A 22804-nucleotide genomic window follows, 5' to 3' on the forward strand; every position below is an offset into this window, starting at 1 on the left:
CCTGACCGGAACCCTTCATGCGACCCACCGACGCTGTGTCCCCCGCTGCCCTGGATGCGGCAGACCATGACCTGGGCCCTCTGGCCTGGGTGCTGGACGAACTGCGCAAATCCCTTGACGGCTCGATCAAGGCCATGCGCCGCCATGTGCGCGAGGCTTTGCTGAGCCACGGGGCCGAACTGGCCAGCGCGGATGTGAGTGCGCTGCGCCTGGCGCGACAGCAGATGCACCAGGCCACCGGGGCGCTTGAGATGGTGGGCATGGCGCCGGTGGCGCTGATGATGCGGGCCCTGGAGGCGATGACACAGAAGTTCATCCAGGCCCCATCAAGTTGCACCGACGATGCCATCGCCGTGATCGAGCGGGCCAGCTTTGCCATCAGCGAGTATCTGGAGGCGGTGCTGGCGGGCCACGAAGTGTCGGCGGTCAGCCTGTTTCCTCAGTACCGCGACGTGCAGCAGTGGCTGGGCGTCGAGCGCATTCATCCGGCCGATCTGTGGGGCAACGAGCGCCGCGTGGCCGATCCGGTGTTGCCCGACGGCCTGGTGCCGCTGGCCTATGACGCCGAGGTGCGCTCTCGTTTCGACCACGCCATGCTCAAGCTGGTCAAGACCGGACGCCCCTCGGGGGCCCGTGCCATGGCCCAGATCGCTGCTGGCCTGGCCCATGCGGGCACCCAGGGCGGGCGTCTGTTCTGGAAGGTGGCGGCGGGTTTCTTTGAAGGACTGTCCCTGGGCCTGGTGCCGCTGGATGTCTACGTCAAGCGGGTCATCTCGCGTGTGCTGGTGCAGTACTCGGCGCTGGCCCGTGGCGAAGCCGCGGTGTCCGAGCGTCTGTTCCAGGACCTGCTTTTCTACTGCGCACAGGCCCGCCTGACCGAGCAGCAACCTGCACCCCTGCTGCGTGCCGTGCGCGAGGCCTATGGCCTGCAACGCCACGCCCCGGCCGATTACGAGGCGCGCCGTTTCGGCCGTTTTGACCCGGCCGTGCTGGTGCAGGCGCGCAAGCGCATCGCCACGGCCACCGACACCTGGTCGGCCCTGGCCGGTGGCGACCGCAACAAGTTGCGCAGCGCCGTCGATCAGTTTGCCCTGGTGGGTGAATCGCTGTCCAAGCTGCACCCGGGTAGCCAGCCTTTGGGCCAGGCGCTGCAACGGGCGGCCGAAGCCACGGCTCACGGGGGCGACGCACCTGGGGCATCGGTGGCCATGGAAGTGGCCACGGCCGTGCTGTTCCTGCAGGCCTGCTACCAGGAAATGGACATTGACGAAGCCCAGATGAGCGAGCGCTCGCGAGCCCTCGCTGATCGCCTGGACCGCGTGCTCGCCGGCGAGGAAGTGGGCCCTCTGGAACCCTGGATGGAAGAGCTGTACCGGCGTGTCAGCGATCGCCAGACCATGGGCAGTGTGGTTGAGGAACTGCGCTCCACCCTGACCGAAGTTGAAAAGTCGCTCGATACCTTCTTCCGCCAGCCTTCCGACAGCCAGGTTCTGACGGCGGTGCCGGCGCGCCTGTCGCAGATGCGTGGGGTGCTTTCGGTGCTGGGGCTGGAGCAGGCCGCCCACGCGGCCATGCGCATGCGCGACAGCGTCGAGCGGCTGATGGTCGATGAAGTCACCAGCGACGCCGTGCGTGCCGGCACCTTCGAGCGCCTGGGCAACAGCCTGGGGGCACTGGGGTTCCTGATCGACATGCTGAGCTACCAGCGCACGTTGGCCCGCAAGCTCTTTGTTTATGACGAAGAGGCGGGCGAACTCAAGTTCCTGGGCGGGCGCCAGCGCCAGCAGTTCGGCCCCACCGAAAGCCCTGAAACCCCGCTCGAGCCACCGCTGTTTGTGGACTCACTGGCATTGGGTACCCCGTCGTCTGGTCTTGCGCAAGCCCAGGAGGCCCCGCTCGGCACGGCCCTGCCGTCCCCTGCAGCGCCGGTCCAGGCCCCCGAGCCTGCCGAGCTCGGTGACGACGCACTGGGCGACGAAGTCGCAGCCCCCTCGTTGCCGCCGCCCGCCCGCACCGAGGCGCCCGCGATCGAAGAGGACGAACTCATCGACGTTTTCCTGGAAGAGGCCCGCGAGGTCTTTGCCCAGGGGGCCGCCACCATCGATGCGCTGCACCACGACCCGGCCTCCCTGGGCGACCAGACGGCCTTGCGCCGAGCCTTCCACACCCTCAAGGGCAGTTCGCGCATGGTGGGCTTGGGCGAGTTTGGCGAAGCCGCCTGGGCACTTGAGCAATTGCACAACGCCTGGCTGGCCGACCAAAAGCCTGCCAGCAAGCCTGTGCTGACCCTGTCCATCCAGGCCCTGAATCAGTTCTCGCGCTGGGTGGACGACATTGCCGCCCACCAGGCCCATGCCTGGCGCGCCGCACCCTTCCGCGAGGCCGCCGATGCCCTGCGGCTCGAAGATCGCCTGTTGCCCCTGCTCGATGCCGTGGCTGAGCCCACGCCGGAACCCACCGGGTTGCCTGAGCTGCCGCCGCTGGCACCGGAAGAGGTCGGTGAGGGCGCTGATGGGGACCTGTCGCTCGACGGCCTGTCCCTCGATGCGGGGCTGCCGGTGGCCCAAGACGACGGCGTACCGCTGGTCGACTTTGCGCCCACGGCAATGATGTCGTTCGCTGACGAGGCGCCGGTCGAGACCGCTGCCGCACCCGAGGCGGCCACGGCATCGTTCGATGTTGAGGACATTGATTTCGCCCAGTTCGAGGCAGCCCTGGCCGAAGCCCCTGCAGAGGCTGTCGCGCCTGTCGACGATGTGCCGCCTGATGCGGCCCTGCCGGAGCTGCTGCTTGATTTGCCGGGCGTAGAGACTGACGCTGAGGCCGAGGCAGCGCCGCAGGCCGACGCTTTGCCCCACTTTGAGCTGGACTTTCCGCTGGAGGCCGATGCCGGACTGGAGCGTCCACAGCCGCCGGCCTTGCCTTTGGATGAAGCCAGTCTGGATGCGGCCGTGGATGCCGCCCTGGACGATGAGCTGTTGCGCTCTTTCGAGGCCCTGTCGTTGGAACCCGCGGCTGAATCGCTGTCTGAACCCGGGCTGCAAGCCCTGCCGGATGCGCTGCTGGACACCCCGCATGACATCCCGCAGGACACCTTGCAAGCGGACTTGCTCCTGGCCGCGGATGCCGCCGAGGAACCACCGCCACCTTCGCCCGAGTCCGACGGGGATCTGGAGCCTGCGCTGGCCGACCCCGCCATGGCGCCAGAGGACCATCCTGCCGAGCCCGAGCCCGAGCCCGAGCCCGAGCCCGAGCCCGTCGACTTGCTGATGCCTGCCGGTGATGATGAATCAATCCGGGTCATTGGCGACCTGCGCCTGAGCATTCCGCTTTACAACGTCTACCTCAATGAGGCTGACGAGTGGTCGCGGCGTTTGCAGACCTCGCTGGGTGAGTGGGCGCTGGAGTTGCACGAGCCTGTGCCCGATACGGCGGTGGCGCTGGCCCATTCCCTGGCCGGCAGTTCGGCCACGGTGGGCTTCAAGGCCTTGTCGTCGCTGGCCCGCACGCTGGAGCATGCGCTGCAGCATGTGCAGCTGCAAAGCCGGGGCACCGAGTCGGATGCGCGTGCCTTCGTCGATGCGGCGGACGACATCCGCCGCCTGCTGCATCAGTTTGCGGCGGGCTTTCTCAAAGAGCCGCAGCCGGCCGTGGTGCAGGCCCTGGAGGCCATTCTGGCGACCGAGGCAGGCGCGCCCTTGCCGGAGGGCCTGGCCCTGGCCGAGCCCTCGGAGTGGATCGATGCGCCGGCGCAAGCCTCGAATGAACCGGCTTTTGATGAACCGGCCTTCGATGAGGCCGGGCTGGATGAAGCCGTTGAAGCCGTTGAAGCGATCGAAACGGTTGAAACTCTTGAATTGGGTCAGCCAGAGCCACTGACCCTGCCGGGCGACATGGACGCGCCCATGTCCGTGCCCATGCCCGAGCCCCTGCTTGAAGCCGAGCCGGAGCCCCTCCTCGTGACGGAGGCGCCCACCACCGACCTGGTGGACGTGGCCCTGAGCCCTGAGCCGGTGCTTGAGCCGGTGCCCGCGTGGCAGGCAGAGCAGGTGTCGGATGTGGCCGCTGTGGCCGATGTGGCGAATTTGGCGGATGCGTCGCAAGTGCTGCCGGTGGACCCCCTGCCGTCCGCCGAAGAGCCTGCGCCCAACGCGCAGCCAAGCCTGGAAGCCCCGCAGCCCTCGGCCCTCGACGCCGCGCCTGAGCGGGCCTACGACGACGAATTTGACGCGGTCGACGTGATCGACCCCGACCTGTTCCCGATCTTCGAAGAAGAAGCGCTCGAACTGTTGCCGCGGGTGGCGGCCAGCCTGCGCCACTGGCAGGACGAGCCCACCCAGGCCGAGCCGCGGGCCGAGTTGCTGCGGCATTTGCACACCCTCAAAGGCAGCGCGCGCCTGGCGGGCGCACTGCGCCTGGGCGAGATGGCCCACCGCATGGAGTCGGTGATCGAAGGGCTGGACGAAACTGGTGCCGATGCTTCGGCCCTGGACGCCCTGGTGAACCGCTTTGACGGTTTGCAGGCCAATTTTGATGCGCTGCGGGGCTACAGCGATGCGGCCACCGAGGCCGATCTGCAGGCCGCCACCCAAGTGTTGTCAGGCGAGGTTGTGGCGGCCGCCGTGCCGCGGCCAGCCTTGCCCCCAACCGTTCAGTGGGTGCCGCAGAAGACGCTGGCAGGCCAATCGGTGCGGGTGCGCTCGCAACTGCTGGACCGGCTGGTCAATCAGGCCGGCGAGGTCATGATCTCGCGATCACGCCTGGAGTCGCGCGTGGGGCAGATGCGCAGTTCGCTGGGTGAGCTCACCGGCAACCTGGATCGCCTGCGCGAGCAGTTGCGCGACATCGAGCTTCAGGCCGAGTCGCAGATGCAGTCGCGCCTGGCCCAGGCCAAGGATTCGGATGCGGGCTTTGACCCGCTGGAGTTTGATCGTTTCACCCGGGTGCAGGAGCTCACCCGCATGATGGCCGAGTCGGTCAACGACGTGGCCATGGTGCAGCGCAATCTGCAGCGCACGGTGGACAGCACCGAAGACGAGCTGGTGGCCCAGGCCCGCCAGGCGCGTGAACTGCAGCGTGATCTGCTGCGCACCCGCATGGTTGAGTTTGACGGCATTGCCGAGCGTCTGTACGCCATCGCACGCCAATCAGCGAAGGAAACCGGCAAGCAGATCAAGCTCGACATCACCGGCGGCAGCATCGAGATGGACCGCGGCGTGCTGGACCGCATGACCCCGGCCTTCGAACACCTGTTGCGCAACGCGGTGGCGCACGGCATCGAAAGCCCCGAGCAGCGCGCGGCCGCCGGCAAGCCGGCCACCGGCAGCATCGGCATCCAGGTCACGCAAAGCGGCAACGATGTGTCGGTCGAGTTCGCCGATGATGGTGCCGGGCTGGATCTCGCGGCGATTGGCGAGCGTGCCCAAAGCCAGGGCCTGATGGCGCCCGGTCACGTCCTGTCCGAGGACGAGGCCGCCCAGATGATCTTCATGCCCGGTTTCACCACTGCCAGCGAGGTCACCGAACTGGCGGGCCGCGGCATCGGCATGGACGTGGTGCGCACCGAGGTCAACGCCTTGGGTGGGCGCATTGAAACCCGCAGCCGCAGCGGGCAGGGCAGCCGCTTCAAGCTGGTGCTGCCCCTGACCACGGCGGTCACCCAGGTGGTGATGCTGCGCATCGGCCAGGCTACCCTCGGCGTGCCGGCCAGCCTGGTCGAGATCGTGCGCCGCTCAGGCCCCGGCGAACTGGATGAAGCCTACCGCAGCAGCCAGTTCGATCTGGGGGTCGAGACCGTGCCCTTCTACTGGGGCGGGGCACTGTTGCAACTGGCGGCGCACAGCACCGAGGCGGCGGCCCGCACGCGGCCCGTGGTGATCTTCCACAGCGCGGCGCAGCGCATCGCGGTGCACGTCGATGAAGTGCTGGGCAACCAGGAGGTGGTGGTGAAGAACCTGGGGCCGCAACTCTCGCGCCTGCCCGGCCTGGCCGGCATGTCGGTGCTGGCTTCCGGGGCGGTGGTGATGATCTACAACCCGGTGGCGCTGGCCAACGTGTATGGCGATCAGATCCGGGCCCGCCTGGCCCAGCCGGTCACCCCTGCGGCCGATGCCCCGGGCGGCGTGGCCGAACCGGCTGTGCTGTCCGATGCCCAGGCCCCGCTGGTGCTGGTGGTGGACGATTCGATCACCGTGCGCCGCGTGACCCAGCGTCTGTTGCAGCGCGAAGGCTACCGGGTGACCCTGGCCGCCGACGGGCTGCAGGCCCTGGAGCGCCTGCAGGATGAGCGCCCGGTGGTGGTGCTGTCCGACATCGAAATGCCCCGCATGGATGGCTTCGATCTGGCGCGCAACATCCGCCACGATGCGGCCCTGCATGAGCTGCCCATCATCATGATCACCTCGCGCATTGCCGCCAAGCACCGTGAGCATGCCCTGGAACTGGGCGTCAACCACTACCTGGGCAAGCCCTACGCCGAAGAAGAGCTGCTGAGCCTGGTGCGGCACTATGCCGGGCAGGGCGTGGTGGCCGACACCCCGGCCTGAGCACGCCGCTGCCGGCGGGGCCCTGGCCCCGTCATGGGATCAGCTGGGCTTCTTGACCACCGCGTAACGCGCCAGCGTGCGCTGGCGTGCTTCGTCGTGCTGCACGATGGGCAGCGGGTAGCCCTCACCCAGGCGCAGGCCGGCCGCCTGCAGGTCGATGGGGCGGGCCTGCCAGGGGGCGTGCAGGGCTGCACCCTGCAAGCCCGCCAGCTGAGGCAGGTAGCGGCGGATGAACCGCCCCTCGGCATCGAATTTCTCGCTCTGGCTCACCGGGTTGAAGATGCGGAAATACGGCTGCGCATCGCAACCGCTGGAGCTGGCCCACTGCCAGCCGCCGTTGTTGGCCGCCAGGTCGAAGTCATTGAGCTGCTGCGCGAAATAGGCCTCACCTCGACGCCAGTCGATCCCCAGGTCCTTGACCAGAAAACTCGCCACCACCATGCGCAGGCGGTTGTGCATGTAGCCGGTCTGGTTGAGTTGGGCCATGGCCGCATCCACCAGCGGGTAGCCGGTGCGGCCCTCGCACCAGGCCTGGAACAGGGCCTCGGCCTCGGGGCCCTGTTCCCATTCGATGGCGTCGTACTCGGGCTTGAAACTGTTCGTCACCACGCCCGGGTGGTTGGCCAGGATCTGCATGTAGAAATCGCGCCAGATCAGCTCGCTCAGCCAGGTGGCGGCGCCGGTGTCGGCCGGATCGTGGCTGCTGGCCTGGTGGGCCAGGGCTGCCAACTCGCGGATCGAGACGGTGCCAAAGCGCAGGTGGGTGCTGAGGTAGCTGGGCCCCTTGAGGGCTGGAAAGTCGCGCGTGCGCTGGTAGGCCTCCAGTCGGGGTCGGAAGTCGTCCAGCAGCGCGCGTGCGCCGGCCAGGCCCACCGGCAGGCGCAGCTGGCCCAGGTTGCTGGGCTGAAAGCCGATGGACTCCAGGCTGGGCGGTGCGTGGCGCAGGCCCTCAGGCCGCTCGGCCAGGGCGCTGGCGTGACGTTCCACCGGGTAGCTCTTCAGGTAGAAGGGCGTGATCTTCTTGAGCCAGGCGTTCTTGTAGGGCGTGAACACGCCATACACCGAGCCAGTCTGGGTCAGCACCTCGCGGCGCTCGAAGATCACCTGGTCTTTGCTGGTGTGGAAGGCCATGCCCTGCCGGCTCAAGGCCGTGCGCACCTCGCTGTCGCGCTGCAAGGCGGCCGGCTCGTCGTCGTGGTTGGTGAACACCGCCTGGGCACCCAGGCGCCGGGCCAGGGCCGGCACCTCGTCGCGGGCCGCTCCGTGCAGCACGATCAGGCCGGCACCGGCCCGTCCGGCCAGGCTGCGCAAGGCCTCATCGAGCTGGGCCAGGCTTTGCACGATGAAGTCCACGCGCCGGTCCTGCCGCGGCAGGCCGTCAAGGATGTCGGTGTCGAGCACGAACACCGTGTGCACCTGCGCACACTGGCTCAGGGCCTGGTGCAGGCCGGCATTGTCATGGGCGCGCAGGTCGCGCCGGAACCAGAAAAGACCGATCGGGTAAGGCTTGGGCATAGGGACCGTTAAAATCGCGGGATGCCTTCTGATTCTGCCCCCATCAACCTGACGAATCATTTCCTGATCGCCATGCCCGGGCTGGAGGATGAGGCTTTTGCGCGCAGTGTGGTTTACCTGTGCGAGCACAGCGAGCGCGGCGCGCTGGGCCTCATCATCAACAAACCCAGCGATCTCTCACTCAAGGCCTTGTTTGACAAGGTCGATCTGTCTTTGCGTCGGCCTGACCTGTCCGACGCGCCGGTGCTGCAAGGTGGCCCGGTCCAGACCGAACGCGGCTTTGTGCTGCATGACGCCATGGTGGCCGACACGCCCGAGGGCGACCAGTCGGCCTATGCGTCCACCATGACCATCCCCGGGGGGCTCGAAATGACCACCTCGCGCGACGTGCTGGAGGCCTTGGCCACTGGGGCCGGCCCGCGACGGGTCATCGTCACCTTGGGCTACTCGTCCTGGGGCGGTGGCCAACTGGAGTCCGAGCTGGCTGAAAACAGCTGGCTCACGGTCGATGCCGACAGCCGTGTGATCTTCGACACCCCCATCGAACAGCGCTACGACCAGGCTCTGGCCTTGCTGGGCCTGCAGGCCTGGATGTTGTCGCCCGAGGCGGGGCACGCATGAGCACTGCTGACCGCCCCGGCGTTCCAGCGGTTCCTGCCCAGTTCCAATCGTTTCTGGCTTTTGACTACGGCGCCAAGCGCACCGGGGTGGCCGTGGGCAACCGCTTCACCCGTTCGGCCACGCCGCAGAAGACCATTGCGGCTGAGGGCGACCGTCGCTTCGAAGCGATCGGCAAGGTCCTGGCTGAGTGGCAGCCCGATGCGCTGGTGGTGGGCGTGCCCTTCCATCCGGATGGCGCCGAGCACGAGAACACCGTCAAGGCGCGTCGTTTTGCGCGCCAGCTCAAGGGCCGTTACGGCCTGCAGGTGTTCGAGGTGGACGAGCGCTACAGCACCACCGAAGCCCATTCCCTGGGTGCCGCCGATGCCGATGCGGCCTCGGCGTGCATCATTCTTGAACAGTTTTTGAGGAGTCTGCCTTGAGTTCCACCGGAAGCCTGGTGCTGGATGCCGAAGCACTTTACCGCGAGCTGGTGCGCGGTGTCCGTTCCCTGATGGGGCCTGAAACCCGCCTGGTGGGCATCACCTCGGGGGGCGCCTGGCTGGTCGAGCGCCTGCAAAAGGAGTTGGGGCTGCCCGGTCAGCCCGGCGTGATCTCGTCCGCCCTGCACCGCGACGACTTTGCCCAGCGTGGACTCAGTTCGGCGGGGCAGACCCTGCTGCCCTTTGACGTCAATGGCGCCGACATCCTGTTGCTGGACGACGTGCTCTACACCGGCCGCACCCTGCGCGCCGTGATCAACGAACTGTTCGACTACGGCCGGCCCGCCAGCGTGCGACTGGCTGTGCTGGTGGACCGTGGCGGCCGCCAGCTGCCGATCCAGGCCGACTACGCGGCGGCCCGTGTGGCCCTGCCTGAGGGCAGCACCCTGGCGCTGGCTCGCAGCGATGCGGGCGGCTTCAGCTTCCACGTCGAACCCGCCTGAGCCCCAGATTTCGCCTGAATCCCACAGGGAATTGCCATGCTCCACAAACGAAACCCCCAACTCAACAAGAACGGCGAGCTGATCCACCTGCTCTCCATCGAAGGCCTGCCCAAGGACATCGTGACCCACATCCTGGACACGGCGGCCAATTTCGTCAGCGTCAGCGACCGCGAGGTCAAGAAGGTGCCCCTGCTGCGCGGCAAGAGCGTGTTCAACCTGTTCTTCGAGAACAGCACGCGCACCCGCACCACCTTCGAGATCGCGGCCAAGCGCCTGTCGGCTGATGTGATCAACCTTGACATCGCGCGCTCCTCGGCCTCCAAGGGCGAGTCGCTGCTCGACACCATTGCCAACCTGTCGGCCATGGCGGCCGACCTGTTCGTGGTGCGGCACAGCGAGTCGGGTGCGCCTTACCTGATCGCCCAGCACGTGGCGCCCCATGTGCATGTGATCAATGCCGGTGACGGGCGCCATGCGCACCCCACCCAGGGCTTGCTCGACATGTTCACGATCCGTCACTACAAGAAGGATTTCTCCAACCTCACGGTGGCCATCGTGGGCGACGTGCTGCACTCGCGTGTGGCGCGTTCCGACATCCACGGCCTGACCACCCTGGGCTGTGCCGAGGTGCGTGTGGTGGGCCCCAAGACCCTGGTGCCCAGCGACATGGCGCAGATGGGCGTGAAGGTGTTCCACACCCTCGAAGAGGGCATCAAGGACTGCGACGTGGTGATCATGCTGCGCCTGCAGAACGAGCGCATGAGTGGCGCGTTGCTGCCGTCCAGCCAGGAGTTCTTCAAGAGCTTCGGCCTGACCGAGGAAAAGCTGCAATTGGCCAAGCCCGATGCGATCGTGATGCACCCGGGCCCGATCAACCGCGGCGTCGAGATCGACTCGGCCGTGGTGGACGGCAAGCAATCGGTGATCCTGCCGCAGGTCACTTTCGGCATCGCGGTCCGCATGGCCGTGATGAGCATCGTGGCCGGCAACGAGGCCTGAGGGAGGAGAGCACCATGAATCTGCTGATCAAGAACGGCCGTGTGATCGACCCGGCTTCGGGCCGCGACGAGGTGGCCGACGTGGCCGTGGCGGCGGGCCGCATCGTGTCCATCGGCGCCGTGCGTGGCGAATTCGCGCCGCAGCGCGTGATCGATGCCACCGGTCTGGTGGTGGCGCCTGGCCTGGTGGACCTGGCGGCGCGCCTGCGCGAACCCGGCCACGAACACGAAGGCATGCTCGAATCTGAAATGGCTGCGGCGGTGGCCGGTGGCGTGACCAGCGTGGTCTGCCTGCCCGACACCGATCCGGTGCTCGACGAGCCCGGATTGGTCGAGATGCTCAAGTTTCGCGCCGAGAAGCTGCACCAGTCGCGCCTGTTCCCCCTGGGGGCGCTGACCCGCAACCTGGCTGGTGAAGTGCTCACCGAGATGGCCGAGTTGACCGAGGCCGGCTGCATCGGTTTCGGTCAGGCCGAGGTGCCCCTGGTCAGCACCCAGGTGCTGCAGCGGGCCCTGCAATACGCCAGCACCTTCGGCTACACCGTCTGGCTGCGTCCGCAAGAGCTGTACCTGGGCAAGGGTGTGGCGGCCAGCGGCCCGCTGGCCACCCGCCTGGGCCTGAGCGGTGTGCCGGTGGCCGCCGAGACCATCGCCCTGCACACCATCTTCGAGTTGCAGCGCAGCACCCGCGCCCGGGTTCACCTGTGCCGCCTCAGCAGCGCCGCCGGCGTGGCCCTGGTACGCCAGGCCAAGGCCGAGGGCCTGCCCGTGAGTTGCGATGTCAGCATCAACTCACTGCACCTGATCGATGCCGACATCGGCTTCTTCGACAGCCGCGCCCGCCTCACGCCGCCACTGCGTCAGCAGCGCGACCGCGACGCGCTGCGCGAAGCGCTGGCCGACGGCACCATCGATGCCCTGGTGTCCGACCACAACCCGGTGGATGAAGACGCCAAGACCCTGCCGTTTGCCGAGAGCGAGCCCGGTGCCACCGGCTTCGAGCTGCTGCTCAGCCTGGCGCTCAAATGGGGCCAGGACCTGGGCCTGAGCCTGCCCCGGGCGCTGTCGGTGCTGACGCGCGACCCGGCCCAGGTGCTGGGTTCGGCGCTGGGCACCCTGCAGGCCAGCGTGGGCCAGGTGATCGAAGGCGGCGTGGCCGACCTCTGCCTGTTCGACCCCGAAGCCGTGTGGCAGGTGCTGCCGCAGGCGTTGCGCAGCCAGGGAAAGCACACCCCGTTTGCCTACGAGCTGACCGGCACGGCCATGCCGGGCCAGGTGCGCTACACGGTGGTGGGTGGCCAGGTGGCCTTCGAGCGCGTCTGAGACGCGGTCACGGTCAGGGCCCGGCGGCGTCATGAACCCCTCCGCTCACCGCCAGGCTGGGGCTTCGAGCCGCTGGCTGCGGGCCCCCAGGGCCGTCTGGCGCCTGGGGCGCGTGCTGCTGCACGTGCTGGCTGGTCTGCACACGGTGCTGCTGCAGTTCCCGCGCCTGGGGCCTGAGCAGCGTGAAATGCGGGTGCAGGCCTGGGCCAGCCGTTTGCTGCAAGTGCTGGGCATCCGCCTGCGCGTCCAGGGTACGCCGGTCGCGCTGGGCCCGGCCCTGCTGGTGTCCAACCACATCTCCTGGCTGGACATCGTGGTGCTGCACGCCAGCCGGCATTGCCGCTTCGTGTCCAAATCCGAGGTGCGGCACTGGCCCCTGATCGGCGCCCTGGCCGCGGCGGCAGGGACCTTGTTCATCGAACGTGCCTCCCGCCGCGACGCCATGCGGGTGGTGCACGACATGAGCGACAGCCTGCGGCGCGGCGACGTGCTGGCCGTGTTTCCCGAAGGCACCACGGGTGACGGTCTGCAGGTGCTGCCATTCCATGCCAATTTGCTGCAGGCCGCGGTGTCGGCGGCGGCACCGGTGCAGCCGGTGGCGCTGAAGTTTGTCACGGCGGCCGGTGGGACGCGCTCACTGGCCCCCTGCTACGTGGGGGACGACACCCTGGTCGGCTCCCTGTGGCGCACGTTGACCAGCGAGCCCATCGTGGCGGTGGTGCACTATGGCGAGCTGCAGCACGCCGGCGGGCGTGATCGCCGCCGCTGGGCGGCCGAGTTGCACCAGCAGGTGAGCCGGCTGGCCGACTGAGTGAGGCCGCGCCTCGAGCGTGCTCAGAACGGCGGCTGATGGCGTCGGCTCGGAGCCTGGGCTCGGAACCTCCGCTCAGATCCAGGCCCGCACATGAAGCCGAGCCCCTCCATCCGGCTGTGGGCCGGAGAAGCCATATTCGATCGGGGCCGAGCAATGGCGAGCCACTTGCAGCCAGGCAGGATCCAGATCGTCCGGGGCCTGGGCCAACGGTGCATGCGCGGGTTCAGTCAGGGCTCCGAACCGATGCCCTGCGGGCGTGTGGTTGGCGAGTTCCTCGGCGCTCATGCGGTGCACGGCCTCCAGGTGCGGGCGCAGCTGTGCCACCCGCTCGGCCGTCAGGCGCCAACTGCAAAGAACCCAGAAATGTTCGCCCACGCCGCCGACTGCGATGCGCCCCTGGGGTTCGGTGGCTTCGGGCCCGCGGCTGGCCAACTGACGGGTCAGTTCGATGAAGACGCGCAACAGGCGGTCCTTGGCGGGCTGAGGGGCCTCCATTTCGGCCAGGCGCTGGCGCAAGCGCTGGGTGGCGGCCTGCACCAGTTCGGCATGGAAGGTGCCTGCATGAAAGAACAGCAGGCCAGGGTGCTGGGCGCAGGCGGCGAAGGCCTCCCGGGTGGCCGTTGCATCAGGCCCCATGGGCGCTGTTGCCTGAGCCGTGGCGGTCGTCGTCGCCTGCGCGGTCGGCCATGCGGGTCGCCAGGCCGGGCTGGCGCGCTGCCGTTCAAATGCTTGCATGGGGTTGCTGTTGGCCATCACGAGCGCCATTCTTCGGGCGGCCCGTGACGCCGACATGACGACGGCGCCAGGTCCTTGCGCCGCGTTTCAGGCTGCAGCGCTGGGGACGATCGGGCGAGGCAGTTGCAGGGTGAACCGGGCTCCTTCGCCCGGGCTCGATTGCACGGTCAGCGTGCCACCCATCAGGCCCGCCAGCGCACGCGACAGCGACAGGCCCAAGCCCGTGCCGCCATGCTCGTAACTGACCCGGTCATTGCCCTGGCGGAAGCGCTCGAAGATGGTGTCGTGCAGTTCGGGGGCGATGCCGGGGCCGGTGTCGACCACATGGAAGCTCACCCGGTCTTCGCTGCCTTCCACCTCGATGGTCACGCAGCCTTCCTGGGTGAATTTGAGCGCGTTGGACAACAGGTTGTTGAGGATCTGCTTGAGCCTCAATCCGTCGCACAACAGGGTCTGAGGGGTGCTGGGGGCCAACTGCAATTTGAGATCCAACGATTTCTGTGCCGCGGTGACACTGAAGAAATCCAGCGTGGATTGCAGCAGCTCGGCCAAGGCCACCGGCTCGGGTGTGACCGGCATGGCCCCGGCCTCGACCTTGGCCAGGTCCAGGATTTCGGTGAGCAACTCATTGAGGTGCTCGGCGGCCTTGCGGATCATGCGCGCCTGGTCTTTGAAGCGAGGCTGCTCCAGGCGCATCTCCATCAGTTCGGCAAAGCCGCGGATGCTGGTCAAGGGGGTGCGCAGCTCATGCGAAACCGCGGCCAGGAACTCGCTCTTGGCGCGGCTGGCCGACTGGGCCTGGGCCTCGCTGATCTGCAGCGCATGGTTCGTGTTTTCCAGCTGACGCAGGCTGCGCAGAAACATCCCCGCACCGGCCAGCGAAGCCAGGGTCAGCAAGCCCATCAGTGTCACGGTCACGTTGCGCAGGCTGCGCCAGTCGCTCAAGGCCCCCGCGGTGCTGGTCAGCACGTACACCCGCAAGGGGTAGTCGGCCACCCGGTGGTAGGCCGCCACGCGCTCGACCTTGTCGATGTTGCTGGTGACGATGGACCAGCCGGCCCGTTCGTTCTGGGGCAGACGTGCCATGGTTGAACTGTTCGACAGGGTGGTGCCCATGCCGGTGGGGGTCCCGCCGATCACCCGGGCGCGGACGCTGCGGTCGTTGCCCAGCAAGGTGACGCCGCCTTTGGGCCCCAGATTGACCCCGCTGTAGGATTGCTCGAAGTAGGCCGGGTTGAGTGAAGCCACGATCACCCCCAGAACCCGGCCATCACTGCGCTGGATCTTGCGCGACAGCTGGATGGTCCATTTGTTCGAGACCTTGCCCAGCACCGGCTTGCCGATGAACAGGCCGTCGGGGCTCATCTGCTGTGATGCGTCGGGCACCTTGTCGGGCGCCAGGTGTACTTGCACATGCTCGCGTGCCGACAGATCCACGTGGCCCGTCTTCTCGCCGGTCGGGTCGATGTTGCTGCCTACGAAGCGGCCCTGAGCGTCGATCAACGACAGCTGGGTCAGGATTTGCGGTACCAGGCCGGTTTCATTGGCAAATTGCCCGTAGTCAGCGGGTGTCAGTTCGCCCGCCACGGCGGCATCGCGCATGCGCAGGGTGGCCTGGTCGACCGATGCCAGCACGCGCACGGTCTGCTCCTGCAGCACGCGGGCCAGGTTGGTGTTTTGCCTCACCTCAGCCGCCACGGCATCGCGGGCTTTCAGATCCAGTGTCAGCACCACCGCCACCCAGCCGATGGCCAGCAGGGCCAGCACCGACAGGGCCACCATCCAGCTCAGGCGCGAACCCGTGAAACCCCGCATCAAAAGTGAGGGGGGGATCAGAGAGCGGCTGGGAGCGGGTGTCGCCGGGGCTTCGGACATGGTGGCGTTGTGGTTTTTGCCATCATACGGTGCCATATCCGCTCGGTACCACCGTTTGACCGCTGAGCAACAGCAGGGGCGGTAACGTGGTCCGACTATCGAACAAATGCGGCAGAAATGAGGGTTTTCCAACGCGAGGGGCTGCCCTGTCGCCAACTATTTCTCAGGTCTGACACCCGTGTGGTTGCTGCGGTGCAGCATTTGCTTCAAGATCCAACTCAGCGGCTCGCCTGATCCCGTCTTGCTGGATCAGGGCGGGACCGACCTGAACCCTGTCGCCTGTCCACGGATTTCCGGATCGCCATGCCGAACAAAGCTGCCGCATTCAACATCGACCTGTCCAAGCTGAGCTGCCCGCGTTGTGGGCAGGCGCGGCTGAGCGAGATCGACGAGGCGGTCTACTGCGGCGCCCGGACCAAGGACAAGCATCTGGCCTGGCCCTTGAGCGATCCAGTCGCCTACGCACGTTGCGACAGCTGTTTCCTGGTGCTGGGCCTGCCCGATGCGCGTGAGCCGAAGTCTGCGCGCCAGCCCGATGCGAAAGCCTGAACAGGCCTTGGTGTTCTCAGGCCACCGCCCGTCTTTCGGTGTAACCTGCCGGCCATTCTGATCTGTAAGGATTCTTCATGTCTCTGTTCACCCCTGTGGCCGCCCGTTCGATCACCCGCGCCACCACCTTGCGCGCCCTGCTGGCGTGCGCCTTGCTGAGCCTGGCCCCGCTGGGGCAGGCCCAGCAGGTGCTGCGTGTCACCGCCATCCCCGACGAGTCGCCCACCGAACTGGCCCGCAAGGCTGCACCGCTGATGAAGTACCTGGAAGGCAAGCTGTCCGTGAAGGTGGAGTACACCCCGGTCACCGACTACGCGGCCTCGGTGGAGGCCCTGGTCAACAAGAAGGTGGACATGGCCTGGTTCGGCGGCTTTACTCTTGTGCAGGCCCAGGTGCGCTCCAACGGCAAGATCATTCCCCTGGTGCAACGTGAGGAGGACGAAAAGTTCAAGTCGGTCTTCATCAGCGCCGATCCGGCCATCAAGTCGCTGGCCGATCTCAAGGGCAAGGATGTGAGCTTTGGCTCGCAAAGCAGCACCTCCGGCCATCTGATGCCGCGCAGTTTCCTGTTGCAGGCCGGCCTCAACCCCGAACATGATTTCCGTCGCGTGGCCTACAGCGGTGCCCATGACGCCACCATCGCGGCCGTGGCCTCAGGCAAGGTGCAGGCTGGCGCGCTCAATATTTCGGTGTGGGACAAGTTCGTGGCCGACAAGAAGGTCGACACCAGCAAGGTGCAGGTGTTCTACACCACGCCGCCGTATTACGACTACAACTGGGCCGTGCACGCCGACATGCCGGCCGCCCTGCGCGACAAGATCACCCAGGCCTTCCTGGCACTCAACAAGAACACGCCCGAGGGCAAAGAGGTGCTGGAGCTGCAGCGCGCCACCCGCTTCGTCCCGACCAAGGTCGAGAACTACAAGAGCATCGAGGCTGCCGCACGCAGCGCCGGCCTGCTCTGATGGGCGAGCCACGGAGCCGCACTTGGGCCTGATGATTGAACTCGACCAGATCGGCGCTTTGCACCCGGCGGCGCGTGCGGGCGCGCGTGCCGCGCTGGCTGGTCTGAGCCTGTGCCTCCGAGCGGGTGAACAAGTCGCCGTGATCGGGCCCTCGGGCGCCGGCAAGACCAGTCTGTTGCAGGTGCTGGCCTGTGCCTTGCCGCCGACCACCGGACAACTGAGGTTGGACGGGCGTGACCCCTGGCAATTGCCGCGCCGGCAGTTGCAGCAGTTGCGTGGTCGTCTGTTCCTGGCGCCTCAGGTGCCGCCGCTGCCTCCCCGGCAGCGCGTGGTCACCTCGGTGCTCGCCGGGCGCTTGCCAGCCATGGGCCTGATGGCCAGCCTGGTTTCCTTGTTCCATCCCAGCGACCTGCCGGCGGCATTTGATGCCTTGGAGCACTTCGACCTGGGTGACAAACTGTTCGAGCGAGTGGATCGCCTGTCGGGCGGTGAACGCCAGCGGGTGGGCCTGGCCCGTGCCCTGCTGGCGCCGGCTTCGCTGTGGCTGGTCGATGAGCCGCTTTCGGCTCTGGATCCCACCCGGGCCCGCCAGGCCATGGCGACGCTGCAGGGGGTGGCCCGCGAGCGTGACATCACCTTGGTGGCCTCGCTGCATCAGGTGGATGTGGCCCTGGCCTGCTTTGACCGCATCCTGGGCCTGCGTGAGGGGGGGCTGATGTTTGACCTGCCGGCCGCCGAGGTGAGCCCGGAGCGGCTGGCCCGCTTGTATGCCCAGCACGAGCATGAGTTGCGCGGCGAGGCCGCGCCCCTCGCTGGCTTGAGCGCCGATGCCCTGGCCGAGCCCGTGGGTCTGTCGTGTCGATGAATCCGGCAGCCCGCAGCGCCCCGCTGCGCGACCCGGCCTGGCCCCGACGCCTGGCTCTTGGCGGCGCCTTGCTGGTGCTGCTGTGGCCGCTGCTGCAGGCCACTGAATTCAAGCCCTGGATCCTGCTGCAGCCCGATTCACTGGCCTTCAGCGGGCGCTTTCTGGCCAGCTTCTGGCCCTTGGCGGGGGGCGCCGAGTTCCTGAGCCTGCTGGCGCGTGAATCGTGGCGCACCGTGGCCATGGCCACGGTCGGTGTGGCGCTGGGCTGGCTGCTGGCCGTACCGCTCACCTTGCTGTCGACCGCCGCTTTGTCGGTGTCGGCCTTGTCTGGGCGCATGGCCCGAGGGCCGTTCTGGGCCCGCCAGGGCGTGCGCGCGCTGTTGATCGTGCTGCGCAGCGTGCCCGAGCTGGTCTGGGCGCTGGTGTTTGTGCGGGTGGTGGGGCTCGGGCCCACCGCTGGCGTGCTGGCCATCGCGCTCACCTATGCCGGCATGCTGGGCAAGGTCTATGGCGAAATCCTGGAAAGTGGCGAGCAGCATGCCGCCCAGTCCTTGTTGCGCAATGGCGCGAGCCGCCTGCAGGCCTTTTTCCACGGGCTGCTGCCGACCTGCGCGGCCGAGCTCAGCTCTTACACCGTCTACCGTTGGGAGTGTGCGATCCGCTCATCGGTGGTGCTGGGTTTTGTCGGCGCTGGCGGCCTGGGTCAGCAGCTCGACAACTCGATGAAGATGTTCAATGGCGCTGAGGTGGCCAGCATGCTGCTGGTGTTCATGGCCCTGGTGGCCCTGGCCGACCGCGTCAGCGCCGGTTTGCGAAAGCTGCTCGGATGAAGCCTGCCGCCTCGCCCGGTTCGCCCCCCGGTCTGCCCTCCAGGCTGCCGGCCCGTCGCCTGTCCGATCTGCAGGCGCCTGCGCCCTGGCGCCGGCCCGGCCTGTGGTTCACCGTCGGTGTGCTGCTGCTGGTCGTGGCCAGCACGGCATCGCTGGATTTGCAATGGCAGCAGTTCCTGTCGCTGGAGGCCCTGCACAGCATGGGCCGCTTCCTGGGGGAGTTTTACCCACCCGACCTGTCGCCCGGCCTGCTGCGTCAGGTGCTGGTGGCCAGTTGGGAGACCTTGGCCATGTCCTTGCTGGGCACCGGGCTGGCGGCGCTGGGCGGCCTGCTGTTGGCCCTGCCGGCAAGCCGGTTGCAAGCGGGTGAGCGGGCTTGGCTGCGGGGGCCGACGCGCTGGCTGCTCAATGCGCTGCGCTCCATTCCCGAGCTGGTCTGGGCCACGCTGTTGTTGATTTCGGCGGGCCTGGGGCCGTTTGCCGGCACCCTGGCCCTGGCCTGTCACACCCTGGGCGTGCTGGGCCGTTTGTTCGCCGAAGCCCTTGAGAACGCCCCTTCGGGCCCGGCCGAGGCGCTGCGCCAGCAAGGGGTGGGGCGGGTGCAGGTGTTGGCCTATGCCAGCCTGCCTCAGGTGCTGCCCCAGTGGCTGAGCTACACCCTGTACCGTTGGGAGAACAACATCCGCGCCGCCGCCGTGCTGGGCGTGGTGGGGGCGGGCGGCCTGGGCCAGTTGCTGGCCTTTCACATGGGCCTGTTCCACATGGGCAAGACGGCCACCATCCTGGCCGCGATGCTGTTGATGGTGGCGGCGGTGGATGCGCTCAGCCTATTGGCACGTCGAGCCTTGATGCGCTGAGGAGGCTTCGCTCAGGCCTGTGACAGGGCCTCTAGCAGGCGCTGGTGCACGCCACCAAAGCCGCCGTTGCTCATGCACACCACGTGGTCACCGGGGCGTGCCGCGGCGCTCACCTGCTGCACCAGGGTCGCGATGTCGGGGGCCGTGTGCGCGCGCTCACCCAGGGGCGCCAGGGCTTCTGCGGCATCCCAGTCCAGGCCCCCGGTGTGGCAGAAGGCCTGTTCGGCACTGGCCAGCGACCAGGGCAACTGGGCTTTCATGGTGCCCAGTTTCATGGTGTTGCTGCGCGGTTCGAACACCGCCAGGATGCGTCCGCCAGCGTCGGTCACCGGGCCCAGGCGCTGGCGCAGGCCGTCCAGCGTGGTGCGGATGGCGGTGGGGTGGTGGGCAAAGTCGTCGTACACGGTGATGCCACCGACCTGGCCGCGAACCTCCATGCGGCGCTTCACGTTCTGGAAGCGTGACAGCGCCTTGGCGGCCACCTCGGCCGGCACGCCCAGGTGGTCGGCCGCGGCCAGGGTGGCCAGGGCGTTGAGTTGGTTGTGGGCCCCGCTGAGGGTCCACTGCACGCGCGCCACGGGCCGGCCTTGGTGCAGCACGGCGAAATCATGGGCTTCACCCTCGGCGGAAAAATCGCTCACCGTGCTGCCAAAGCTGCGCACCTCGCTCCAGCAGCCCTGGGCCAGCACCCGGGTCAGGCTTTCTTCCAGTCCATTGACCACCACACGGCCTTGGCCCGGCACGGTGCGCACCAGGTGATGGAACTGACGTTCGATGGCGGCCAGGTTGTCGAAGATGTCGGCGTGGTCGAACTCCAGGTTGTTCAGCACCGCGGTGCGCGGGCGGTAATGCACGAACTTGCTTCGTTTGTCGAAAAAGGCGGTGTCGTACTCATCGGCCTCGATCACGAAGGCGCTGCCTTCCCCCAGGCGCGCCGAAACCCCGAAGTTCAGCGGGACGCCCCCCACCAGAAAGCCGGGTTGCAGGCCTGCCTGGTCCAGCACCCAGGCCAGCATCGAGGTGGTGGTGGTCTTGCCGTGCGTGCCCGCCACGGCCAGCACGTGGCGGCCGTGCAGCAGATGCTCGGCCAGCCACTGAGGGCCACTGGTGTAGCGTGCGCCCTGGTCCAGGATGGCTTCCATCAGCGGGAACTTGGGGCTGCCGTCGTTTGTTCTGGCGCGGCTGACCACGTTGCCAATGACGAAAAGTTCCGGTTTCAGAGCCATCTGATCGGCTGAGAAGCCTTCGATCAGATCGATGCCCAAAGACCGAAGCTGATCGCTCATCGGGGGGTAGACCCCCGCGTCGCAACCGGTGACGCGGTGACCCGCCTCGCGGGCCAGGGCCGCCAGGCCGCCCATGAAGGTGCCGCAAATACCCAGGATGTGAATGTGCATGAAACCGATTTTACGTGGGGTCATGCGCCATGTCGGGCGTGGCCTGCGTGGGGGCGGGCTGGCAAGCTATCAAACTGGTAGCGGCGGGGCGAAGCGGCGAAAAAGCGCAAAATGCCCGCTTTGCAATGTCTGCGGTGCGTGTGCTGATGGCCCGCCCGACCCGTCTCCATGGAAAGTCTTGCCTCGGAAATTGCCGCAACCGCTGCCCGCATGGTGGTGGAAGAAGGCCTGGAGTACGGTGCTGCCAAGCGCCGTGCCGTCAAGCAGCTGGGTTTGCCGGCCCGCACGGCCTTGCCCGACAACCTCGCGGTCGAAGATGCGGTGCTGGAGTACATCGAATTGTTCTGTGCCGACACCCAGCCGGCAGAGCTTCGTGCGCTGCGCGAACTGGCCCTGGTCTGGATGGAGCGCATGTCGGAATTCCGCCCACACCTGACGGGGGCGGTCTGGCAGGGCACCGCGACGCGGCTGTCGGACATCCGCATCCAGCTGTTTTGCGATGACCCCAAGTCGGCCGAGATTCGATTGATCGATCACAACGTCGATTACGAGCCGCAGACGGTCCAGGGTTTTCGGGGCGAGCCGGTCGAGGCCTTGTCCCTGGGCTCGCCCAGCAAGGCGCTGGGCGAGGTGATTGGTGTCCATCTGTTGATCTACGACCTGGACGATCTGCGGGGCGCTCTGGTGCCTGATGCCCGCGGGCGTGCGCCTCGGGGCTCTCTGGCCGCCGTTCAGGCCTTGTTGAAGGAAGCTGAAGCATGAGCAATTCCCAGGAGTTGAAATCGCCCGGCGCCGGCCGGCGCCGATGGCTGTGGGCATCGGCCGCGGGCGTGGCTGCGGTGGCCGGAGCGGGGCTGGGCTGGTGGCGCACGCGACCCCAAGGCACGGACGCCCAGGCCGGGGCGGCCTTGTCCGAGCTGTGGGGCCTGAAGTTCGATCGGGCGGGTGGCGGTGAGTTGGTGCTGGCCGATTTCAAGGGCAAACCGCTGCTGATCAACTTCTGGGCCACCTGGTGTCCACCCTGTGTGGAGGAGCTGCCCATGCTGGATCGGTTTCAACGCGAAACTTCGGTCAATGGCTGGCAAGTGCTTGGATTGGCCATTGACCAGCCCAGTTCGGTGGCCCGTTTTCTGAGCCGCACCCCCCTGGGCTTTCCCGTGGGGCTGGCCGGTCTGGGCGGCACCGAACTCAGCCGCGCCCTGGGCAACGAGAACGGCGGCTTGCCGTTTTCGGTGGTGATCGCGGCCGATGGGCGGGTAATACAGCGTAAAATGGGCCAGATCACACCTCAGGAACTGACGGTGTGGACCCAGCCCGGCTGACCGTCGGGCTGTCTTTGAGGCCCCTTTTGCTCAGGGGCCTTTCTGCACACTTCCAGGGTATTTTCTTTGATCTGCCCGAATGAAGTTGTAATTAATTTGTCTGCTGATGATGAGACTTGGCGCTGTTTTGCAGTAAATTCGCGCCTGTTATCGTTTTAGCTGTTGGAGCTTACATGGACCTGCGAAAACTCAAGACCCTGATTGATCTGGTGTCTGAATCCAATGTTTCAGAACTGGAAATCACTGAAGCCGAAGGCAAGGTGCGCATCGTGAAGGGCGGCGGGGCCGTGATTCAGCAAATGGTGGCTGCCCCTGTGCTGGCTCAGCCTGCCGTGGCCGCCGCGCCTGTCGCCGCCGCCGCCGCCGCTCCCGCCGTCGCGGCAGCACCTGCCGGGCATGTGGTCAAGTCGCCCATGGTGGGTACTTTCTACCGTGCCTCCAGCCCGGGCGCCAAGGCCTTTGTCGAGGTGGGCAGCCAGATCAAGGAAGGCGAGACCATCTGCATCATCGAGGCCATGAAGATCCTCAATGAGATCGAAGCCGACAAGTCGGGTACCGTGACCCAGATCCTGGGCGAGAACGGCCAGGCCGTCGAGTACGGTCAGCCCTTGTTCGTGATCGAGTGATCGCATGGGGGTGCCGGGACGGCGGGCCTCTTGGGCCGTCGG

19 protein-coding genes are annotated in these 22804 nt (G+C 67.2%); 15 read left to right on the forward strand and 4 right to left on the reverse strand.

The features are described 5' to 3' along the window. The first annotated feature begins 17 nt into the window (after positions 1-17). Positions 18-6545, forward strand: a complete 6528-nt coding sequence (locus AC07PT_RS11045) for a hybrid sensor histidine kinase/response regulator (RefSeq protein WP_494656687.1) — start codon at positions 18-20, stop codon at positions 6543-6545. A 39-nt stretch (positions 6546-6584) separates the two neighbouring features. On the opposite strand, the gene AC07PT_RS11050 is transcribed toward AC07PT_RS11045, so the two are convergent. Further along, complete coding sequence (locus AC07PT_RS11050) at positions 6585-8060, reverse strand: cryptochrome/photolyase family protein (protein ID WP_494656688.1); 1476 nt, start codon at positions 8058-8060, stop codon at positions 6585-6587. 21 nt (positions 8061-8081) lie between these two features. On the opposite strand from AC07PT_RS11050, the gene AC07PT_RS11055 reads away from it, so the two are divergent. From AC07PT_RS11055 to AC07PT_RS11080, 6 genes are read left to right on the forward strand one after another with little or no spacing between them, the layout of a single operon-like run. Continuing rightward, complete coding sequence (locus tag AC07PT_RS11055) at positions 8082-8681, forward strand: YqgE/AlgH family protein (protein WP_492347111.1); 600 nt, start codon at positions 8082-8084, stop codon at positions 8679-8681. After that, entirely contained in the window at positions 8678-9103 is a 426-nt protein-coding gene (ruvX, locus tag AC07PT_RS11060) for a Holliday junction resolvase RuvX (protein WP_494656689.1), read from the forward strand. Before AC07PT_RS11055 ends, ruvX begins: the two co-directional genes overlap by 4 nt. After that, entirely contained in the window at positions 9100-9606 is a 507-nt protein-coding gene (pyrR, locus tag AC07PT_RS11065) for a bifunctional pyr operon transcriptional regulator/uracil phosphoribosyltransferase PyrR (RefSeq protein WP_492347109.1), read from the forward strand. Before ruvX ends, pyrR begins: the two co-directional genes overlap by 4 nt. Before the next feature lie 36 nt (positions 9607-9642). Continuing rightward, entirely contained in the window at positions 9643-10605 is a 963-nt protein-coding gene (locus AC07PT_RS11070) for an aspartate carbamoyltransferase catalytic subunit (protein WP_019577122.1), read from the forward strand. 14 nt (positions 10606-10619) lie between these two features. Then, entirely contained in the window at positions 10620-11927 is a 1308-nt protein-coding gene (locus tag AC07PT_RS11075; RefSeq protein WP_492347108.1) for a dihydroorotase, read from the forward strand. A gap of 31 nt (positions 11928-11958) precedes the next feature. Further along, complete coding sequence (locus tag AC07PT_RS11080) at positions 11959-12738, forward strand: lysophospholipid acyltransferase family protein (protein ID WP_494656690.1); 780 nt, start codon at positions 11959-11961, stop codon at positions 12736-12738. A gap of 75 nt (positions 12739-12813) precedes the next feature. Here AC07PT_RS11080 and AC07PT_RS11085 read toward each other — a convergent pair whose 3' ends face one another. Together AC07PT_RS11085 and AC07PT_RS11090 are read right to left on the reverse strand one after the other, a co-directional pair. Then, a complete protein-coding gene (locus AC07PT_RS11085; protein WP_492347106.1) occupies positions 12814-13476 on the reverse strand; it encodes a hypothetical protein in 663 nt (220 codons plus the stop codon). Positions 13477-13563: 87 nt separating this feature from the next. After that, positions 13564-15387: a sensor histidine kinase gene (locus tag AC07PT_RS11090; protein ID WP_494656691.1), complete on the reverse strand. Its 1824-nt coding sequence runs from the start codon at positions 15385-15387 to the stop codon at positions 13564-13566. Positions 15388-15654: 267 nt separating this feature from the next. Between AC07PT_RS11090 and AC07PT_RS11095 the strand changes: the two genes are divergently transcribed. The 5 genes from AC07PT_RS11095 (at position 15655) to phnE (ending at position 19417) form a co-directional block, all read left to right on the forward strand. Next, positions 15655-15900: a hypothetical protein gene (locus AC07PT_RS11095; protein WP_492347104.1), complete on the forward strand. Its 246-nt coding sequence runs from the start codon at positions 15655-15657 to the stop codon at positions 15898-15900. 77 nt (positions 15901-15977) lie between these two features. Then, the gene (locus tag AC07PT_RS11100; protein ID WP_492347103.1) at positions 15978-16865 is read left to right on the forward strand and encodes a putative selenate ABC transporter substrate-binding protein; all 888 of its coding nucleotides are present in this window, start codon (positions 15978-15980) and stop codon (positions 16863-16865) included. Positions 16866-16893: 28 nt separating this feature from the next. Then, positions 16894-17730: a phosphonate ABC transporter ATP-binding protein gene (locus tag AC07PT_RS11105; protein ID WP_492347439.1), complete on the forward strand. Its 837-nt coding sequence runs from the start codon at positions 16894-16896 to the stop codon at positions 17728-17730. Further along, the gene (locus tag AC07PT_RS11110) at positions 17727-18560 is read left to right on the forward strand and encodes a PhnE/PtxC family ABC transporter permease (protein WP_492347102.1); all 834 of its coding nucleotides are present in this window, start codon (positions 17727-17729) and stop codon (positions 18558-18560) included. Before AC07PT_RS11105 ends, AC07PT_RS11110 begins: the two co-directional genes overlap by 4 nt. After that, positions 18557-19417, forward strand: a complete 861-nt coding sequence (gene phnE / locus AC07PT_RS11115) for a phosphonate ABC transporter, permease protein PhnE (RefSeq protein ID WP_494656692.1) — start codon at positions 18557-18559, stop codon at positions 19415-19417. Before AC07PT_RS11110 ends, phnE begins: the two co-directional genes overlap by 4 nt. A gap of 11 nt (positions 19418-19428) precedes the next feature. On the opposite strand, the gene mpl is transcribed toward phnE, so the two are convergent. Continuing rightward, positions 19429-20814, reverse strand: coding sequence for a UDP-N-acetylmuramate:L-alanyl-gamma-D-glutamyl-meso-diaminopimelate ligase (gene mpl, locus AC07PT_RS11120; RefSeq protein ID WP_494656716.1), 1386 nt, complete (start codon positions 20812-20814; stop codon positions 19429-19431). A 168-nt stretch (positions 20815-20982) separates the two neighbouring features. On the opposite strand from mpl, the gene AC07PT_RS11125 reads away from it, so the two are divergent. From AC07PT_RS11125 to accB, 3 genes are all read left to right on the forward strand, one after another. Next, positions 20983-21576, forward strand: a complete 594-nt coding sequence (locus tag AC07PT_RS11125) for a hypothetical protein (protein ID WP_492347100.1) — start codon at positions 20983-20985, stop codon at positions 21574-21576. Next, positions 21573-22136, forward strand: a complete 564-nt coding sequence (locus AC07PT_RS11130; protein WP_492347099.1) for a TlpA family protein disulfide reductase — start codon at positions 21573-21575, stop codon at positions 22134-22136. Before AC07PT_RS11125 ends, AC07PT_RS11130 begins: the two co-directional genes overlap by 4 nt. A 173-nt stretch (positions 22137-22309) precedes the next feature. Next, positions 22310-22762 carry an acetyl-CoA carboxylase biotin carboxyl carrier protein gene (accB, locus tag AC07PT_RS11135; protein ID WP_492347098.1) on the forward strand — a complete coding sequence of 151 codons (453 nt, stop codon included), beginning with the start codon at positions 22310-22312 and terminating at the stop codon, positions 22760-22762. Positions 22763-22804: the final 42 nt, after the last annotated feature.

The sequence above is a fragment of the Curvibacter sp. GW821-FHT09D12 genome, assembly GCF_059416245.1.

Coding starts and splice junctions, on each gene's coding strand:
- AC07PT_RS11045 (WP_494656687.1), top strand. CDS start 18: ATGCGACCCACCGACGCTGTGTCCCCCGCTGCCCTGGATGCGGCAGAC.
- AC07PT_RS11050 (WP_494656688.1), bottom strand. CDS start 8,060: ATGCCCAAGCCTTACCCGATCGGTCTTTTCTGGTTCCGGCGCGACCTG.
- AC07PT_RS11055 (WP_492347111.1), top strand. CDS start 8,082: ATGCCTTCTGATTCTGCCCCCATCAACCTGACGAATCATTTCCTGATC.
- ruvX (WP_494656689.1), top strand. CDS start 8,678: ATGAGCACTGCTGACCGCCCCGGCGTTCCAGCGGTTCCTGCCCAGTTC.
- AC07PT_RS11070 (WP_019577122.1), top strand. CDS start 9,643: ATGCTCCACAAACGAAACCCCCAACTCAACAAGAACGGCGAGCTGATC.
- AC07PT_RS11075 (WP_492347108.1), top strand. CDS start 10,620: ATGAATCTGCTGATCAAGAACGGCCGTGTGATCGACCCGGCTTCGGGC.
- AC07PT_RS11080 (WP_494656690.1), top strand. CDS start 11,959: ATGAACCCCTCCGCTCACCGCCAGGCTGGGGCTTCGAGCCGCTGGCTG.
- AC07PT_RS11085 (WP_492347106.1), bottom strand. CDS start 13,476: ATGCAAGCATTTGAACGGCAGCGCGCCAGCCCGGCCTGGCGACCCGCA.
- AC07PT_RS11090 (WP_494656691.1), bottom strand. CDS start 15,387: ATGGCACCGTATGATGGCAAAAACCACAACGCCACCATGTCCGAAGCC.
- AC07PT_RS11095 (WP_492347104.1), top strand. CDS start 15,655: ATGCCGAACAAAGCTGCCGCATTCAACATCGACCTGTCCAAGCTGAGC.
- AC07PT_RS11100 (WP_492347103.1), top strand. CDS start 15,978: ATGTCTCTGTTCACCCCTGTGGCCGCCCGTTCGATCACCCGCGCCACC.
- AC07PT_RS11110 (WP_492347102.1), top strand. CDS start 17,727: ATGAATCCGGCAGCCCGCAGCGCCCCGCTGCGCGACCCGGCCTGGCCC.
- phnE (WP_494656692.1), top strand. CDS start 18,557: ATGAAGCCTGCCGCCTCGCCCGGTTCGCCCCCCGGTCTGCCCTCCAGG.
- mpl (WP_494656716.1), bottom strand. CDS start 20,814: ATGCACATTCACATCCTGGGTATTTGCGGCACCTTCATGGGCGGCCTG.
- AC07PT_RS11125 (WP_492347100.1), top strand. CDS start 20,983: ATGGAAAGTCTTGCCTCGGAAATTGCCGCAACCGCTGCCCGCATGGTG.
- AC07PT_RS11130 (WP_492347099.1), top strand. CDS start 21,573: ATGAGCAATTCCCAGGAGTTGAAATCGCCCGGCGCCGGCCGGCGCCGA.
- accB (WP_492347098.1), top strand. CDS start 22,310: ATGGACCTGCGAAAACTCAAGACCCTGATTGATCTGGTGTCTGAATCC.